7 protein-coding genes are annotated in these 20132 nt (G+C 55.0%); 4 read left to right on the forward strand and 3 right to left on the reverse strand.

Annotation, left to right across the window (positions count from 1 at the left end):
- Position 1 precedes the first annotated feature (1 nt).
- The 3 genes from ABD949_RS06270 (at position 2) to ABD949_RS06280 (ending at position 14724) form a co-directional block, all read left to right on the forward strand.
- Positions 2–11230 (forward strand): Ig-like domain-containing protein, encoded by an 11229-nt coding sequence (locus ABD949_RS06270; RefSeq protein WP_345241680.1) that lies wholly within the window; start codon positions 2–4, stop codon positions 11228–11230.
- Between the two features lie 66 nt (positions 11231–11296).
- Positions 11297–13765 carry an Ig-like domain-containing protein gene (locus ABD949_RS06275; RefSeq protein ID WP_345241682.1) on the forward strand — a complete coding sequence of 823 codons (2469 nt, stop codon included), beginning with the start codon at positions 11297–11299 and terminating at the stop codon, positions 13763–13765.
- A gap of 44 nt (positions 13766–13809) precedes the next feature.
- A complete protein-coding gene (locus tag ABD949_RS06280; RefSeq protein WP_345241683.1) occupies positions 13810–14724 on the forward strand; it encodes a T9SS type A sorting domain-containing protein in 915 nt (304 codons plus the stop codon).
- Positions 14725–14789: 65 nt separating this feature from the next.
- On the opposite strand, the gene ABD949_RS06285 is transcribed toward ABD949_RS06280, so the two are convergent.
- Both ABD949_RS06285 and ABD949_RS06290 read right to left on the reverse strand, forming a co-directional pair.
- Complete coding sequence (locus tag ABD949_RS06285; protein WP_345241684.1) at positions 14790–16382, reverse strand: carbon-nitrogen hydrolase family protein; 1593 nt, start codon at positions 16380–16382, stop codon at positions 14790–14792.
- Positions 16383–16430: 48 nt separating this feature from the next.
- Positions 16431–17444 carry a threonine aldolase family protein gene (locus tag ABD949_RS06290; RefSeq protein WP_345241686.1) on the reverse strand — a complete coding sequence of 338 codons (1014 nt, stop codon included), beginning with the start codon at positions 17442–17444 and terminating at the stop codon, positions 16431–16433.
- Between the two features lie 210 nt (positions 17445–17654).
- On the opposite strand from ABD949_RS06290, the gene ABD949_RS06295 reads away from it, so the two are divergent.
- Positions 17655–18554: a sterol desaturase family protein gene (locus ABD949_RS06295; RefSeq protein ID WP_345241688.1), complete on the forward strand. Its 900-nt coding sequence runs from the start codon at positions 17655–17657 to the stop codon at positions 18552–18554.
- Between the two features lie 19 nt (positions 18555–18573).
- Here ABD949_RS06295 and ABD949_RS06300 read toward each other — a convergent pair whose 3' ends face one another.
- Complete coding sequence (locus tag ABD949_RS06300) at positions 18574–20088, reverse strand: sensor histidine kinase (RefSeq protein WP_345241689.1); 1515 nt, start codon at positions 20086–20088, stop codon at positions 18574–18576.
- Positions 20089–20132 lie beyond the last annotated feature (44 nt).

A 20132-nucleotide genomic window follows, 5' to 3' on the forward strand; every position in this document is an offset into this window, starting at 1 on the left:
TGTGCTCAACAACGACACCGATCGCACGGGTGCTGCGGCTGACCTGACCAATGTCACTCTGCCCACCATCATCACCCAACCCACAGGGGGCGTGGTGACGGTGAATGCGGATGGTACAATTACGTACAACGCCAACGATACCTTCACCGGTAATGATCAATTTGTCTATCGTATCTGTGATGTGGTCAACACCAGTCTGTGTGATACCGCTATAGTACGCATCAACGTAGGCAACGCTCCGGCCCCGCAGCCGGTGACGGATCAGGTGACGGGTAGTTTCGGTCAGCCGGTGACCGTCAGTGTGCTGGGCAATGACCTGGCAGGCAATGGCCAGCCGGCCAGCCTCACCAACGTGACCGCCCCGGTGATTGTGGATCAGCCCAACAATGGCACGGCCGTCATCAATCCCGATGGCACGATTACCTACACGCCGGCCTTTGGTTTCGCCGGCAGTGATACGCTGACCTACCAGATCTGCTCAACCATTAGCCCCAACGTATGTGCTACCGCACAAGTGGTGTTTAGCGTGCCATCAGCACCGCCAACGGCTAATCTGGATGTAGCTTCTATAGGCTTCCAGCAGTCAGTAACCGTGCCCGTTCTGCTCAACGATACCGACCGGGCCGGCCGACCAGCTAATCTAAGCACAGTAACGGCCCCAATCATTCTGGATCAACCCAACAATGGCACCGCAGTAGTTAACTCAACCGGTACCATTACGTACACGCCCAATGCTGGTTTTGCCGGTAGCGACACGTTGATCTATCGCATCTGTGATGTGGTCAATCCGCTCTTGTGCGACTCCGCGCTGGTGGTCTTCAACGTGGGCAGTGTAGCTCCCGTAGCTGACCGGGATAACTACACCACGGCCTTCAACACCCCGGTGCAGATCCCGGTGCTGCTCAATGATGAAGCCAGAGGAGGTCTGCCGGCTTCGCTGACTAATGTCACCGCTCCCGTGCTGGTAAGCCAGCCCACCAGTGGCAATGTGGTGGTGAATGCCGATGGCACCTTCACCTACACACCCAACACAGGCTTTGCCGGGGCCGATCAGTTCATCTACCGCATCTGTGATGTGGTCAATCAATCCCTGTGTGATACGGCCCTAGTCGTGGTCAATGTGGGTAGCCAGGCTCCACGGGCCAATGCCGATGTGGCCACTGTCGTCTTCAACCAGCCCACCACGGTGAATGTACTGGCTAATGATGCTGATCGCACAGGCAACATACCGGCCACGCTGGCCACGGTCAGTGCACCAGTGATTCTGGCCCAGCCAGACAACGGCACGGCGGTGGTGAATGCCGATGGCAGCATCAGCTTCAGCCCGGCACCGGGCTTTGCCGGCACCACTACGCTGGTGTATCAGATCTGTGACCGGGTGAACACCAGCCTGTGTGATACCGCCCGGGTAACCTTCAATGTAGGTAGTGCACCACCGGTGGCCAATCCCGACAGCTACACCTTAGGCTTCAACCAGACGCTGGCCCTGACGGTGCTGGCTAATGACACCGATCGCACCGGTGCTCCGGCCGACCTGACGAACGTGACGCTGCCGACGATTATCACCCAACCAACCGGTGGTACAGTAACAGTGAACGCGGATGGCACCATCACCTACAACGCTAATAATACTTTCACTGGTAATGATCAGTTCATCTACCGCATCTGCGATGTAGTTAACACCAGCCTGTGCGATACAGCCATTGTACGACTCAATGTCGGTAATGCTCCGGCCCCGGCTCCGGTTAATGATCAAGTGACTGGTGGTTTTGGCCAAACGGTAACCGTGAGTCTGCTGAACAATGACTTGGCTGGCAACGGTCAGCCGGCCAGCCTCACTAATGTGACAGCGCCAACGATTGTGGATCAGCCCAACAACGGCACGGCCGTCATCAATCCTGATGGCAGTGTCTCCTACACACCAGCCCCTGGCTTTGCCGGTAGCGACACGCTGACCTACCAGATCTGCTCAACGATTAGCCCCAACGTATGCGCCACGGCACAGATCATCTTCAATGTGCAATCGGCACCGCCGACAGCTAATCTGGATGTAGCTACCATCGGATTCCAGCAGGAGGTGACCGTACCGATTCTGTTGAATGACACCGATCGGGCCGGCCGACCAGCTAATCTAAGCACAGTAACGGCCCCAATCATTCTGGATCAGCCCGACAACGGTACGGCGCGGGTGAACTCGACGGGTTCGATCACCTACACGCCCAATGCTGGTTTTGCGGGTAGCGACACGCTGATCTACCGCATCTGTGATGTAGTCAATCCGCTGCTGTGTGACTCCGCCCTAGTGGTCTTCAACGTGGGCAGTGTAGCTCCCGTAGCGGACCGGGATAACTACACCACGGCCTTCAACACCCCGGTGCAGATCCCGGTGCTGCTCAATGATGATGCCAGAGGAGGTCTGCCAGCTTCGCTGACCAATGTCACCGCTCCGGTGCTGGTAAGCCAGCCCACCAGTGGCAATGTGGTGGTGAATGCCGATGGCACCTTCACCTACACACCCAACACAGGCTTTGCCGGGGCCGATCAGTTCATCTACCGCATCTGTGATGTGGTCAATCAATCCCTGTGTGATACGGCCCTAGTCGTGGTGAATGTGGGTAGTCAGGCTCCACGGGCCAATGCCGATGTGGCCACTGTCGTCTTCAACCAGCCCACCACGGTGAATGTACTGGCTAATGATGCTGATCGCACAGGCAACATACCGGCCACGCTGGCCACGGTCAGTGCACCGGTGATTCTGGCCCAGCCAGACAACGGCACGGCGGTGGTGAATGCCGATGGCAGCATCAGCTTCAGCCCGGCACCGGGCTTTGCCGGCACCACTACGCTGGTGTATCAGATCTGTGACCGGGTGAACACCAGCCTGTGTGATACCGCCCGGGTAACCTTCAATGTAGGTAGTGCACCACCGGTGGCCAATCCCGACAGCTACACCTTAGGCTTCAACCAGACGCTGGCCCTGACGGTGCTGGCTAATGACACCGATCGCACAGGTGCTACGGCTGACCTGACCAATGTCACTCTGCCCACCATCGTCACCCAACCCACAGGGGGCGTGGTGACGGTGAACGCGGATGGCACCATCACCTACAACGCCAACGATACTTTTACCGGTAACGATCAGTTTATCTACCGCATCTGTGATGTAGTTAACACCAGTCTGTGTGATACCGCCGTCGTCCGCATCAACGTAGGCAATGCTCCAGCTCCCACTGCTCAGCAGGATGTGGTAGTAGGTAGCTTTGGGCAAACAGTCACAGTGAGCCTGCTGGGTAATGACCTGGCGGGTAATGGTCAACCCGCCAACCTGACCAATGTGACCACACCGGTGCTGGTTTCTGGCCCTGCCAACGGAACCGCAACCATCAACCCTGACGGAACACTGACGTTTACGCCTGCCTTGGGCTTTGCCGGCAATGATACACTGGTCTATCAGATTTGCTCGGTGATCAGTCCGAATGTGTGTGATACCGCCCGCATCATCATCAATGTGCCATCAGCACCGCCGACCGCTAATCTGGATGTAGCCACCACGGCCTTTCAGCAGGAGGTGACCGTACCGATTCTGCTGAATGACACCGATCGGGCCGGCCGACCAGCTAATCTAAGCACGGTAACGGCCCCAATCATTCTGGATCAGCCCAACAACGGTACGGCGCGGGTGAACTCGACGGGTTCCATCACCTACACGCCCAATGCCGGTTTTGCGGGTAGCGACACGTTGATCTACCGCATCTGTGATGTGGTGAACACCTTGTTGTGCGACTCCGCTCTGGTAGTAGTCAATGTAGGTAGTACAGTGCCGGTAGCGAATCGCGACAACTACACTACCGCCTTTAATGCACCCGTGCAAATACCGGTGCTGTTGAATGACCAGGCCAGAGGTGGATCACCCGCTTCGCTGACCAGTGTGACGTTGCCGGTTATTGTTAGTCAGCCATCTGATGGAGCCGTGACAGTAAACCCTGACGGTACAATCACGTATTCACCGTTCAACGCTTTTGCGGGTGCCGATCAGTTTGTCTACCGCATTTGTGATCAGGTCAATCAATCCTTGTGCGATACCGCGCTGGTGGTGGTTAACGTGGGCAGTGCGGCTCCAGTGGCCAACCCGGATCTGGTAACCGCAACTTTCAATACGGCACTCAGCATCAATGTGTTGGCGAATGATGCCGACCGGAGCGGGAATATTCCCGCCAGTCTGACTAGCGTCACGGCACCAGTGATCCTGTCGCAGCCGGACAACGGCACGGCGGTGGTGAATGCCGATGGTACGATCAGCTTCACCCCGGCAACCGGCTTTGCCGGATTCGATACGCTGGTGTATCAGATCTGTGACCGGGTCAACACCAGCCTGTGCGATACGGCAAGGGTAGTGATTAATGTAGGCAGTGCACCGCCGGTGGCGAATCCGGACAGCTACACGCTGGGCTTCAACCAGACGCTGGCCCTGACGGTGCTGGATAATGACGTAAATCGTAATGGCGTTGCGGCTAACTTAACCGGACCGCCGGCCGCAAATGTTACGTTGCCTGTTATTTTCGCTCAGCCGGCTAACGGTACAGTTGTGGTAAACGCCGATGGTACGATTACCTATAATCCGAACGATACCTTCACGGGCAATGATGCCTTCATCTACCGCATCTGTGATGTAGTTAACACCAGTCTGTGTGATACCGCTCTGGTCCGGATTAACATTGGCAATGCCCCAGCCCCGCAGCCTGCGAATGATCAGGTAAGCGGTGGCTTTGGACAGACGGTGACGGTGAGTATTCTCAACAATGACCTGGCAGGCAATGGCCAGTCGGCCAGCCTCACCAACGTGACCGCCCCGGTGATTGTGGATCAGCCCAACAACGGCACGGCCGTCATCAATCCCGATGGTAGTGTCTCCTACACACCAGCCCCTGGCTTTGCCGGTAGTGACACGCTGACCTACCAGATCTGCTCGATCATCAGCCCCAATGTATGCGCCACGGCTCAGATTGTCTTCAATGTACAATCGGCCCCGCCGACGGCTAATCTGGATGTAGCTACCATCGGTTTCCAGCAGGAGGTGACCGTGCCCGTTCTGCTCAACGATACCGACCGGGCAGGCAATCCGGCCAGCTTGAGCACAGTAACTACACCGATTATTCTGGATCAGCCCGACAACGGTACGGCGCGGGTGAACTCGACGGGTTCCATCACCTACACGCCCAATGCTGGTTTTGCCGGTAGCGACACCTTGATCTATCGCATCTGTGATGTGGTCAATCCGCTCTTGTGCGACTCCGCGCTGGTTGTGTTCAACGTGGGCAGTGTTGCGCCGGTAGCGGACCGGGATAATTACACCACCGCCTTCAACACCCCGGTGCAGATCCCAGTGCTGCTCAATGATGAAGCCAGAGGAGGTCTGCCGGCTTCGCTGACTAATGTCACCGCTCCCGTGCTGGTAAGCCAGCCCACCAGTGGCAATGTGGTGGTGAATGTCGATGGCACCATCACCTACACACCCAACACAGGCTTTGCCGGGGCGGATCAGTTCGTCTACCGCATCTGTGATGCCGTCAATCAGGCCTTGTGTGATACAGCGCTGGTGGTGGTGAATGTCGGTAGTGCAGCGCCGAGAGCTAATAGTGATTTAGTTACTACGTTCTTTGATACTCCGCTTAACATCAATGTACTGGACAATGATGCCGATCGAAACGGCACCATACCGGCTACACTGACCAATGTAAGCGCACCCGTTATTCTGGATCAGCCCGATAATGGTACCGCCTTGGTGAATGCTAATGGTTCAATTGCCTTTACACCAGCCCCAGGATTTGCCGGCAATGATACGCTGGTCTACCAGATCTGTGATCGGGTGAATACCAGCCTGTGTGACACGGCAAGAGTTGTTATCCGGGTCCAATCGGCACCGCCGGTGGCTAATGCAGACCAATACACATTAGGTTTCAACCAAACGCTCGCGCTGACGGTACTTACTAATGACACCGACCGTACCGGAGCGCCGGCCAGTTTAACGAGTGTAACGCTGCCATTGGTAATAAGTGGACCTAACAATGGACAGGTAACAATTAATCCGGATGGTAGCATTACCTATAATCCAAATGATACCTTCACGGGTAACGACCAGTTTGTCTACAGTCTCTGTGATATCGTCGATCCAACCCGATGTGACACGGCCATAGTCCGGATCAATGTCGGCAATGCTCCGGCACCCACGGCTCAGCAGGATGTGGTAGTAGGTAGCTTCGGCCAGTCGACTTCCATAGATCTGTTAGGAAATGATCTGGCGGGTAATGGTCAACCCGCCAACCTGACCAATGTGACCACACCGGTGCTGGTTTCCGGACCCAACAATGGAGCGGCCACAATCAATCCGGATGGTACGATTACGTTTACGCCTGCCTTGGGCTTTGCCGGTAGTGATACGCTGGTCTATCAGATTTGCTCAGTGATCAGTCCGAGTGTGTGTGATACCGCCCGCATCATCATCAATGTGCCATCAGCACCGCCAACGGCCAATCTGGATGTAGCCACTACGGCCTTCCAGCAGGAGGTGACTGTACCGATTCTGCTCAATGATACCGACCGGGCCGGCAGACCAGCCAATCTAAGCACGGTAACGGCCCCCATCATCCTGGATCAGCCCAACAACGGTACGGCCCGGGTGAACTCGACGGGCAGTATCACCTACACGCCCAATGCTGGTTTTGCGGGCAGCGACACGTTGATCTACCGCATCTGTGATGTAGTCAATACACTCTTGTGCGATTCGGCCCTGGTGGTGATCAATGTCGGCAGTGTGGCTCCGGTGGCGAATCGGGATAACTACACAACAGCTCTGAATACACCGGTTCAGATCCCGGTTCTGCTCAATGATGATGCCTTGGGTGGCCAACCAGCGAGTCTGACTAATGTGACGGCTCCTGTGGTCGTGAATCAGCCAAGCAATGGTACCCTGACACTAAATGCCAACGGTAGCATCACCTACACGCCTAACTTTGGCTTTGCCGGTGCGGATAGCTTCATCTACCGTATTTGTGATCAGGTCAACCAGACCTTGTGTGATACAGCATTGGTGGTAGTCAATGTGGGCAGTGCGGCTCCGCGTGCTACAGCCGATGTAGCGAGTGTGGGCTTCAACCAGCCTGCCACCGTCAATGTGCTGGCCAATGATGCCGATCGAAACGGCACCGTACCGGCCACACTGGCCACGGTCAGTGCACCGGTGATTCTGGATGAGCCCAATAATGGTACCGTCGTGGTGAATGCCAATGGCAGCATCACTTTCACCCCGGCCCCTGGTTTCGCCGGCAGTGACACGTTGGTGTACCAGATCTGTGACCGCGTGAATACCAGCCTGTGTGATACCGCCCGCGTCGTGTTCAACGTGCAGTCGGCACCGCCGGTGGCCAACCCAGATCAGTACACGTTAGGCTTCAACCAGACGCTGGCGCTGACGGTGCTGACCAATGACACCGACCGCACCGGCGCACCGGCTTCGCTGACCAGTGTCACTTTGCCGACGATCGTGACGCAGCCAACAGGCGGGGGCATGACCGTAAACGCCGATGGTACAATCACGTACAACGCGAATGACACCTTCACCGGTAACGATCAGTTTGTCTATCGCATCTGTGATGTGGTCAACACCAGCCTGTGTGATACCGCCGTCGTCCGCATCAATGTGGGCAACGCCCCGGCCCCGAACCCTGTTCAGGATGTGGTCACCGGCGTATTTGGACAACCGCTTACCGTTAGTGTACTCACGAATGATCTGGCCGGTAACGGTCAGCCCGCTAACCTGACGAATGTAACAGCGCCGGTGATTGTGGATCAGCCCAACAATGGTACAGCGGTGGTAAATGCCGATGGTACCATCACCTTTACGCCGGCTCCTGGCTTTGCCGGTAGTGATACGCTGACCTATCAGATCTGCTCCATCATCAGTCCGAATATATGCGCTACGGCACAGATTGTCTTCAATGTACAATCGGCCCCGCCGGTAGCGAACCGCGATTTTGCGACGACTGCCTTCCAGCAGGAGGTTACCGTGCCAATTCTGCTCAATGACACCGACAAAGCGGGTCAGCCAGCAACCCTGAGTACGGTGACGGCCCCCATCATCCTGGATCAGCCCAACAACGGTACCGCTCGGGTTAACAGTACGGGAAGTATCACGTACACGCCCAATGCTGGTTTTGCCGGTAGTGATACCCTGATCTATCGCATCTGTGATGTAGTGAATACACTGTTGTGCGATTCGGCGCTGGTGGTCATCAGTGTGAGCAGTACGGCACCGATAGCGAACCGCGACAACTACACCACGGCGTTTAACCAGCCAATAACGGTACCAATTCTGTTGAATGATACTGGCAGAGGTGGTGCGCCAGCTTCGCTAACGAGTGTGACCGCGCCGGTGATTGTGGATCAGTTTAACAACGGTACGGGAGTTATCAATGCCAACGGTACGCTGACCTACACACCAAATACTGGCTTTGCGGGTAGCGACACGCTTGTCTACCGCATCTGTGATCAGGTCAATCAGGCACTCTGCGATACGGCACTGGTCGTAATCGGTGTGGGAAGTGGTGCGCCGAGAGCTAATTCGGACATCATTACAACCGCCTTCAATACAACGGTCACATTCGGAATTCTGGCCAATGACCAGAATCGCTCGGGCGCTCCAGCTAACCTGACCAATGTGACGGCTCCGGTTATTCTGTCACAGCCGACCAACGGCACGGCGCTTATTAACCCGGATGGAACATTCAGTTATCGTCCGGCAACCGGATTCGCTGGTCTTGATACGGTAGTGTACCAGATCTGTGATGTGGTAAACCGCAGTCTGTGTGATACGGCCCGCATTATTGTGAGCGTGCAGTCGGCACCGCCGGTGGCGAACCCCGACAGCTACACGCTGGGCTTTAATCAGACGCTGGCGCTGAATGTACTGGCCAATGACCAGAACAGAACCGGAGCCCCGGCCAGCCTAACCGGACCGCCGGCCGCCAATGTGACGTTACCAACGATCACATTCCCGCCAACGAATGGGGTGGTTACAGTGAACGCCGATGGTACAATCACGTATAATCCGAACGACACCTTCACGGGCAACGATGCCTTTATATACAGCATCTGTGATGTGGTTGATCCGACGCGTTGCGATACGGCTATCGTGCGGATCAATATCGGCAACGCACCGGCGCCAAGAGCTACTCAGGATGTAATAACGGGTGCGCTGGGTCAACCAGTAACCATCAACGCGCTGGCAAATGACCTGGCCGGTAACGGTCAGCCTGCCAACCTGACGAACGTCACTCCGCCGGTGATTGTGGATCAGCCCAACAATGGTACAGCGGTGGTGAACGCTGATGGTACCATTACCTTTACACCAACTCCTGGTTTTGCCGGCAGTGATACGCTGATCTACCGCATCTGCTCGTTAGTTAGTCCGAATGTGTGCGATACGACCCGCATCATTATCAACGTACCGTCGGCACCGCCTACGGCTAACCGCGATGATGCCACGACTACCTTCCAGCAGGAGGTTACCATACCGGTGCTGTTGAATGATACCGGTCGTGCGGGTCTGCCAGCGAGTCTGACGACAGTGACGCTGCCGATCATTACTCAGCAACCGGATAACGGTACGGCCGGGGTGAACTCTACGGGCAGTATTACCTATACACCGAATGCCGGTTTTGCGGGTAGTGATACCCTGATCTACCGCATCTGTGACCAGGTGAATACCTTGCTCTGTGACTCGGCTCTGGTCGTGATCAACGTAGGCAGCGCGGCTCCGGTGGCGAATCGGGATAACTACACCACTGCGCTGAATACACCAACTACGGTACCGATTCTGCTGAACGATTTGGGCAGAGGTGGGTTCCCGGCCAGCCTGACTGCGGTGACGAATCCCGTGATTGTCGATCAGTTCAATAACGGCACAGGTGTAATCAACGCCAACGGTACCTTGACGTATACGCCGAATTCAGGCTTCGCTGGTGCGGATACTATGATCTACCGCATATGCGACCAGATCAATACGTCACTGTGCGATACCGCCTTAGTGGTCATCAATATTGGCAGTGCGGCTCCAAGAGCGAATGCGGACTTTGCCTCTACCGGATTCCAGACGGCTGTAACCATACCGGTACTGCTCAACGATCAGGATCGGAACAACCAGCCGGCCAGCACCACCAACGTAACCGGACCGGTAGTTATCCGGCAACCGCAAAATGGTTCGGCGGTCGTGACTGTCAATGGATCGATCATCTATACACCGGATACTGGCTTCGGTGGTAACGATACGCTGGTCTACCAGATCTGCGACCGGGTGAACACCAGTCTGTGCGACACGGCAAGGGTAATCATAAGCGTCGCCCAGGGTCAGGTAACGCTGGTGGCCAGAGCTTATCTGCAGGGCGCGCTGTTTGGCGTATTCCTGCCGGATACCCTGATGCGTGATGATCTGCGCGTCAGAGGACTTCTGCCGACTACCAGCCCGTATACTCCGGCCAACGGTTTCACCGCCCTGACAGTAACTGGTACTGTAAATCCATCGGTGTTCAGTGTAACCGGTCCGAATGCGATCGTAGACTGGGTGTTTGTCGAACTGCGTAACCCGGCCAATCCGACCCAGGTGGTCGATAGTCGTTCGGCCCTCATCCAGCGGGATGGCGACATTGTTAATCTGGATGGGGTATCGCCGGTGCGGTTCAACAGTGCAACGGCAGCCAGCTACTATGTAGTGGTGAAGCACCGCAACCATCTGGGTGTAATGACCCAGACAGCTGTACCGCTGAGTACGACCGGTACGGTGGTAGACTTCCGCAGAGCCTCAACGCCGACCTATACCTACACCAACACGCCACTGGATCAGGCGCAGGTAGTGGTTGAACAGGGACGGGCACTATGGGCAGGTAACGCGCTGAGAGAGAATTTACCATCGATACCGCACGAATTTGTGACGTATCAGGGTACAGAAAATGATGTAAACGTTATTTACCAGCAAGTTATTAATGCACCGGGCAATATATTTGGTACACCTTTCTATAAATTGCGTGGGTACTTCACGGGTGATGTTAATATGAATGGAGAGGTAATCTTCCAGGGTACAGGTAACGATGTTGAGTTCATTTACCAGAACGTCATCAAGAACCATCCGGGGAATACACTGGTGCAGCCGTTCTTTAGAATACGTGAGCAATTACCCTGATAGGGCGGGGGTGGGGCCATCGGGTCCCACCCAATGCTCGTAACGATCATTAAAAACAGGAATAAAATGAAGCACATGTTACGTTTATCACTTTGGCTGGGTTTAATGCTGACTGGTTGGATGGGATACTGTCAGCAAGTATCGCCAAACACCGTAAACTACCGGGTAACGTATGATGCGGCTACCAACCGGTACACGGCGTTTGTTATCCCCAATTATAATGTGCCAAATAGTAACAATACCGGATCCGTAGAAAGGGGAGGCACGGCTCAGTACACGTTGAAAGTTCCCGCCCAGTTTGTCATTCAGGATATTCAGGATATCCGGGGCACCTGGGAGAAGAACCCGCTGAAGCTGGGGCCGGGACAGCCAAATCAGGATTTTAGCGGTACGGGACTGGACCCTGCTTTTGCCTACTATGTCATTGGCAAGAGTCCTTCCGAAACCGATTACGGGTCTTTTCAGGCGGGTGTACCGGTCGCTCTATTTTCATTTGCTGGTAATGGTTGCTTTGGCCCTGTTACTCCCCTGCCGCCCAACGACCCATTCATCGTGGCTGCTGACCAGCGATTCTCGCTAAACGTGGGTAATAGCTTCTATTCGCGATCAGGCCAGCCGGCCGGGGGTAACGTGGTACCTTTGGAGCAGTTTGTGAACATCTCGGGTCCGGCCGCTAACTGCCAGACCGGCACGGTCGCTACGCCGGATAATGCTACAACTACAGCGGGTACGCTGGTAGTAGTCCCGATCCTCAACAACGACTTGTTCAACGGTGGCCCGGCCAGCACCACCAACGTTACAGCCAGTATCACGGGAGCCCCCAGCAGTGGTACGGCTACCGTCAATGCCAATGGTACAGTGAACTTTACCCCCGCTCCCGGTTTTACGGGTCCTATCTCGTTTACCTACACCATCTGCTCGATCTCGACACCTCCGCAATGTGCTTCGGCGGTGGTGACCGTCACGGTCAACCCCGTGACGCAACCGACCAGTACGGTGGCTAATCCCGACAACTCGACAACGACGGCTGGAGTGCCCGTAACGACCAGTGTGCTGGCCAACGACCTGCGCAATGGCGGACCGGCCAGCACTACCAATGTGACGGTCAGCGTTACAGGTGCCCCCAGCAGTGGTACGGCCACGGTGAATGCTAACGGTACCATCACCTTTACCCCGGCCCCCGGCTTTACCGGTCCGGTGTCCTACACCTACACGATCTGTTCAATTGCTACGCCAGTGCAGTGTGCCCCGGCCGTGGTGACCGTGCAGGTCAATGCAGTGACACCACCAACCAGCACCGTTGCTAATCCCGACAATACCACCACGGCCGCTGGTACAGCAGTGACCACTAATGTGCTGGCTAATGACACGCGCAACGGTGGGCCAGCCAGTACTACTAACGTCACGGTCAGCATTACCGGAGCGCCCAGCAGTGGCACGGCCACGGTAAATGCCAACGGCACCATTACCTTTACGCCCGCCCCCGGCTTTACGGGTCCGGTGTCCTACACCTACACCATCTGCTCTATCGCTACGCCGGTGCAGTGTGCCACCGCCGTGGTAACCGTGACAGTTAATCCGGGAACACAACCAACCAGTACCGTTGCTACTAACGACAATGCCACAACCACTACGGGTACGCCAGTAATCATCCCGATCCTGGCCAATGACACCCGCAACGGTGGTCCGGCCAGCACCACCAACGTGACCGCCAGCATTACAGGTGTACCCAGCAGTGGTACGGCCACGGTAAACGCCAACGGTACGGTGACCTTTACGCCGGCACCCGGCTTTACGGGTCCGGTGTCCTTCACCTACACCATCTGCTCGATTGCTACGCCGGTGCAGTGTGCCACCGCCGTGGTGGCCGTGACGGTTAATCCGATCACAGGTGCGTCGGCGGATGTACGGGTGACCAAAGTAGTGAGCCAGGCCCAATCGACAGTAGGGGGTGTGGTAAGCTTTACGGTAACCGTGCAGAACGTGGGGCCAGGGACTGCCGCTAATGTGGTAGTAACCGATACAATTACGCGTTCAACTATGGTTCAGATGCAGGGGCCGGCTATCGTCTCCCGCGGTAGTTTCAACAGCACGACGGGGTTGTGGACGGTAGGGACGCTCGCGGCCGGCGAGTCGGCTACGATGGTGATGAGTGTCCAACTGCGGGCAGAGGGGGTCATTACTAATACCGCTTCAGTAAGCAGCACCACGAGCGATCCTAACTCGGGTAACAATGTAGCCTCCGCCTGTGTGTCGGTGCCGGTGCAGCTCTGTCAGGGAGAAGCCTTGGTAATCACCATTCCGGCTGGCTTCCAGAACGTGCAGTGGTTCCGCAATGGGCAAGCGGTAACCGGAGGGGTCACCAGTACGTCGATTACGATCACTCAGGGAGGAACATATACAGTAACGGCAGGTAACGGTGCCTGTCCGTTGGGAGGTAACTGTTGCCCCATTATTGTGCAGGCAGTCGACTGCTGTCAGCCAGTCTGTGTGCCGTTTGTTATCAGCAAAACCCGCTCCACGCTAGTACGTTAAACCGGAGTTAGTCAAAAAAGAAAAGCAATAATCAGAGACGAACTATGAAAAAGAGTCTGTTGATCGTATGGATAGGCCTGCTGGGACTGGTGAGTCTGGCTCAGGCGCAGTACAAGTCGCAGCACACGGTGCGCTACATGGTGACCTACGAAGCCAAAACAGGGTTGTTTACCGCGTGGGTGGTGCCCGACTACAGCACGCCCAACACCTTCAACCCTGAAACTGAGGAGCGGGGGGCAACGGCGCAGTTTACCCTGAAAGTACCTAAAGATTTTGTACTGGGTGGCCTGAAAGACATTCGTGGTATATGGGACAAGCAGGCCCGCAAGTTTGGCCAGGAGGCAGAATTGCTGCGGGCAGGAGCCGATCCGGGATACGCCTACTATGTTATTGGTAAAGCCCCGCAGGAAACTAACTACGGCGAGTTCAAACAAGGTGAGCCGGTAGCACTGTTTACCTTCAAAGGGCAGGGTGGCGATCCCTCGCGGGTGCAGGCCCTGGAGTGGGAGGATACCTTTGTGAAGCTGGCGGGAGAGACCTTCTCACTGAACGTAGCCAGTAGCTTCTACTCGCGTTCAGGACAGGCAGCTAAGATCGAAGCCCGTCCGCTGGAGCAGTTTGTGCAGCCGACGAACCTGCTGAACGTAATGAAAGAGTTGCAGGAGCGTCTGGCGCAGATGGGGCCGTTTACGGGTGAATCGCAGGAGCTGGAGGTGGTAGCTTACCCCAACCCGACGGTCGATGTCGTAAAAGTGAAGTTCTTCTCGCAGGTTGGCGATGAACCGGTGAAGCTGGAAGTAGTGGATCTGAAAGGCATGGTGAAGCGGGCAAAGGAGATCAAGACCAAAGCCGGGGTTAATACGGTGGAATTTGATTTGTCTGAGCTACCGGGTAGCCCATACTTTATCAAGAAGAGCGAAGACAATAACGTGGTTACCAAGAAAGTGGTGAAAATCTAACCATTTTCGGAGCATATTCAGAAATGACAAGGCCCACTCTGCCGGCAGAGTGGGCCTTGCTGTTGTTAGCTTACGACCACAACGGGTGGCACTACTTCCGGATCATTATCGGCTGACTCTTTTTTCTTATGGGCTTTCTTAGCCGGCTTCTTCACAATGATGTCGTACAGGTCAGTCCGGCGGTCTTTTAAGATCTGGACAGAGCCGTATTCATGAAGCTCTTTTAGCAGGGATAAATCGACATCGGCAATAAGCATCATCTCACTGTTCGGCGTCGCTTCGGCTTTCACGGCATTATTGGGAAACTGAAAGTCGGAGGGTGTGAATACCGCCGACTGTGCATAATGAATATCCATATTCTGCACTTTCGGCAGGTTGCCGACGCAACCGGAGATGACCACATAACACTCGTTCTCAATAGCCCGGGCCTGGGCGCAGTTACGAACCCGATAGTACCCGTTTTGGGTATCGGTCAGGAACGGCACAAACAGGATCTGCATACCCTGATTAGCCAAAAGCCGGCTCAGCTCAGGAAACTCTACGTCGTAGCAAATCACAATTCCGATCTTACCGCAATCGGTATCAAACGTCCGGATCTCGTTGCCGCCTACCATCCCATAGTGCCGCACTTCGTTGGGCGTAATGTGGATCTTGCGGTATTCTTCCCAGGTACCGTCCCGCCGGCAGAGGTAGCCCACGTTATACAGTTTTCCGTCGTCATCCACCAGGGGCATACTTCCCCCAATGATGTTTACATTGTAGGAAATGGCAAACTCGACCAGCTTCTGGCGCACGGGCTCGGTAAATTCGGCCAGCTTCCGGATTGCCTGCGAAATAGGCATCGCGTTGAACTCGGCCATCAACGGCGTATTGAAAAATTCCGGTAACACCAGAAAATCGGCCTTATAATCGCTGACGGCATCGACAAAAAATTCTACCTGATCGAAGATACCCTGTACGTTTTTGAACAGACGCATCTGCCACTGCACCACACCCAGACGAATAATAGCGTCGGTATGGGGCTTTTTATCCTTTTCGTCTACGTAATAGATATTATTCCATTCCAGCAAAGTCGCGTATTCTTTCGACTCCAGATCCCGTCGCCAGTAGCCTCTGAGAATCTTCTTTACGTGAAAATCATTGGATAACTGGAACGTCAGTGTAGGATCGTAGATCTCTTTCTGCTTCACCTTGGCAATGTACTCCCTGGGTTTTAGCTCATCGGCGTACTGATTATAGTTCGGAATCCGGCCACCGGCTAGTATCCCTCTTAAGTTCAATTGCTCACAAAGCTCTTTCCGGGCGTCGTACAGCCGTCGGCCCAGTCGCAGGTCACGGTAGCCGGGATGGACGAACACTTCGACGCCGTACAGCCAGTCACCTTTGGGATTATGCGTTTTGAAGGTATACCGGCCCGTGATTTCATAGTACGTGTGATCATCGCCAAAATCATCATAATTGATGAGGATGGCCAGGGCCACGGCCACAACTTTACCGTCAACCTCTACACAAAACTGACCCTCCGGAAAAAGGTCCAGCAGTTTTTCAATTTTATTTTTCTCCCAGTATTCTCCGCCGAGCCCGCTATAGGCTTCAATCATAGCCTCCTTCAGATCGGCGTAATCATCCATTGTTAGATTACGGGTTTGTATCAGCATATTTCACGTTTCTGTTAGTAGAGTAACACCACCGTAACCATTACCGTTTCAGGCCGAAAGTTGTTTCTCCAATTCAACTAAGTGTTCATCGGTGAATTCCAGATGCGTTACAAAGCGCACCAGATGTTTGCCAAAGGTAACCGAACGAATGTTCTTCTGTTCCAGTTGTTTGACGTAATCGGCGGCCAGGATAGAGTCGTTGAGCCGGAAGATAACAATGTTGGTATCGATCGGATAGATCTCTTCTACCTCCGGCAACCGTTCGAGCATAGCGCCAATCTTACGGGCGCGGGAGTGATCGACGCGCAGGCGGTTTACGTGGTGATCGAGGGCGTAGATGCCCGCTGCCGCCAGAAAGCCGGCCTGCCGCCAGCCTCCGCCCATCACTTTCCGGAACCGCCGGGCCTGTTTGATAAAATCGGCATCGCCCAGCAGCAGCGAGCCGACCGGACAACCCAAACCTTTGGACAAACAAATACTGATGGAGTCGAACAATTGGCCGTAAGCCTCGGGCGATTCGCCGGTCTCGACCAGCGCGTTAAACAGCCGGGCACCATCCAGGTGCAGTTTGAGCCCGTGCAGGTCACAGATTTGCCGGATGGCCGAAATCTCCGGCACGGTATAGTAGCAGCCTCCGCCTTTGTTGATGGTGTTCTCAAGACAAACCAGCCGGGTATGGGGCTTATGTATATCATCGGGCTGGATATGAGTGCTAACCAGTTCCGGCGTCAGTTTGCCCCGCTTGCCCTGCGGCAGGCTGACCGATGCCAGCGCGTTGAGGGCAATACCGCCCCCTTCGTAGAGGTATACGTGCGAGAGTATATCGCAGATGATATCATCGCCGGGGCGGGTGTGTGTCCGGATGGCCAGTTGGTTGGTCATGGTGCCCGATGCACAGAACAGGGCCGCTTCCATACCGAACAGCTTGGCCGCCTTAGCCTCCAGGGCGTTTACGGTCGGGTCGTCGCCAAAAACATCATCGCCAACTTCGGCGGAGAACATAGCCTCCAGCATCGCCGGAGTGGGTTTGGTTATCGTGTCGCTTCGTAAGTCAATAATCATACGTATCCCGGAATAGGGTTCCGGTTTTCAAAGGCTTGTAATCAGCCCCGGAATCCAATCGCTTCGGCGATCCGATCCGGGGTACGTGCAAATTTCAGCGTAATTGCGGTGCAAAAAAAGCATTCTTCCCGAATATGGCCGGCTGCGCTGCGGGTCGCTTCTTGAGAACCTACCGCTTATTTTGTAAATTGCATTGAAATCAGAAAGAGTATGAAAGACCTTATTCACTATGCCATACCCGGTTTTGTGATTCTGCTGACTGCCGAGGTCATTGCAACGGCCATTCAGAAGAAAGATTTCTACGAAACCAAAGACACCGCCAGCAGCCTGTCTATGGGCATCGGGAACGTTATTGTGGGCCTGGTTGGTAAAATTCTGGTGTTTGGTGCTTACTCGCTCGTGTATCAGTTCCGGCTGTTCGACCTGCCCGCCGACCAGTGGTGGTACTGGGTGGTGCTGTTTTTTGCCGATGATTTTACCTACTACTGGTTTCACCGCACCAGCCACGGCAGCCGGTATTTCTGGGCGTCGCACGTCATTCATCATTCGTCCCAGAAGTATAACCTGGGTACGGCCCTGCGCCAAACCTGGACGGGTACTATCAGCGGCTCCTTTCTGTTCTGGCTCTGGTTGCCCCTGCTGGGGTTCCATCCGGCGGCTGTTATGGCCATGCAGGCCATTAGCCTGCTGTACCAGTTCTGGATTCATACCGAGTTCATCAACAAGTTTCCGGCCCCTATTGAGTTTATCTTCAATACGCCTTCGCACCACCGTGTACACCATGCTTCGGATCTGAAATACCTGGACAAGAATCACGCCGGGGTGCTCATCATCTGGGACCGGATGTTTGGTACATTTGAGCCGGAGGTGGAGCGTCCGACTTACGGCCTGACCAGGAATATCAATTCCTATAATCCCGTCCGGATTGCTTTTCACGAGTGGGCTGATATGCTGCACGATGTAAGACATGCCGGCTCCCTGCGTAATGCGCTGGGGTACCTGTTTGGTCCTCCGGGCTGGAGCCACGACGGCAGCCGTAAAACCACCAGGCAGTTACGGGACGAAGCCCGGCAACGGCAGCCGGAACCGCAGGAAAAACAACTGGCGTAAGCACCCGCTGGGATAGCACTTACACGGGCAGATACACCCTGAAGGTAGCGCCCTCGTCGGGCTGGCTGCTGGCCGTGATGTGACCTTTATGATTATCGACTACTTTTTTGCAGATGGCCAGTCCAATACCGGTGCCGCTGTATTCGCTGCGGTTATGCAGGCGCTGGAAAACCTGAAAAATACGATCCAGGTATTTTTCGTCGAAGCCGATGCCGTTGTCGATGACACTGATCTCGTAAAACTCCCTATCCAATTCCGAAGGCGAAGCGTCCGGAATAGTCTGTCCCCGGATCTGGCGGCATTCGATCCGCACAACTGGTTGTATGTCCGGCTGGTTGAACTTCAGGGCGTTGCTGATCAGGTTCTGGAACAGTTGCCGCAGCTGAAGCCGGTCGCCCTGGACAGTGGGTAAGGCATCAGTTTTGATTTCTGCTTTCTTGTCCTGAATGGTTACTTCCAGATCGGTCAGCACCTCCTGCACAATGGTCTGGAGCGAAATAAGCTGGAAAGAGTCCTTTTTACTCGATACCCTCGAATACGTCAGCAAATCCTGAATAAGGATCTGCATCCGCTGGGCCGCGTCCTGCATGCGCCGGAGCAGGTTGAGATGACCATCACTTACCTGCCCGCTTACCTGATTCTCCAGCATCTCCCCGAACGACTGAATCTTGCGCAGGGGCTCCTGCAGGTCGTGAGAGGCTACGTAGGCAAACTGTTGCAGGTCACTGTTGGAGCGCGTTAACTCTTTATTGCTATGCTCCAGATCCTGCTGGTACCGGCGGAGGGTGGTGATGTCGCTGGCCGAGACCACAATGCCATCGCCAAACTTGGCGAGGGCCAGACTGTACCAGCGGTTACCAATGCAGTATTCGACGCCGTACGGGTGTCCCTTGGCGATAAGTTCTTCCAGGCGGGCAAATGCGTCCTTATCCTGGAGCACGGGAAACAAAGACAGAATGGTCTGATTCAGGATCTGGTCTACGGGCTTGTTCAGCCACTGGGCCGTCATCTGATTAACCAGCGTAATCTTCATGTCTGTCAGGTTGCCGTTGCCGTCCCGGATGGCTTCACAGCAGGCCAGGGCGCTCAGGGAGGTATCGGTTACCCGCTGCAGAAGCTCTGCCTGTTGCTGACGCGACATTTCGGCTTCCTTAATGCCGGTAATGTCATTATAGGAAACAACCACGCTGTCTTCTAGCTTCACCACCGAGATGTCGAGCCAGGCCGGTTGAGAGCGGGTAGGCAGCGGATACTGTAATTCTGTCCTGTAGGGCTGGCCGGTTTCAATAACCTTCTTGTACTGATTGACCAGATTCGTCTGGGCATCATCCAGCGGGAACTCACTAAGCCGGTGCCCGAGGAACGCTTCGGCAGAGGTTCCTAAGTCCTGCTCGACAATGGCGTTCATCAAAACCACCTGAAAATCGATAATGTCACCGCTTTCATTACGAATGCTCTGGTACACCGCCACTCCATTGAGCGACGAGTCTAATACTCCCTTCAGAATGTCGATGGGGGCTATGGTACCTTGCATAAGCGGTCGGAAGACTAATAAGGCCGTATCTGTAAAATTAACGG

The sequence above is a fragment of the Nibrella saemangeumensis genome (assembly GCF_039541915.1).
Taxonomy (GTDB): Bacteria; Bacteroidota; Bacteroidia; order Cytophagales; family Spirosomataceae; genus Nibrella; species Nibrella saemangeumensis.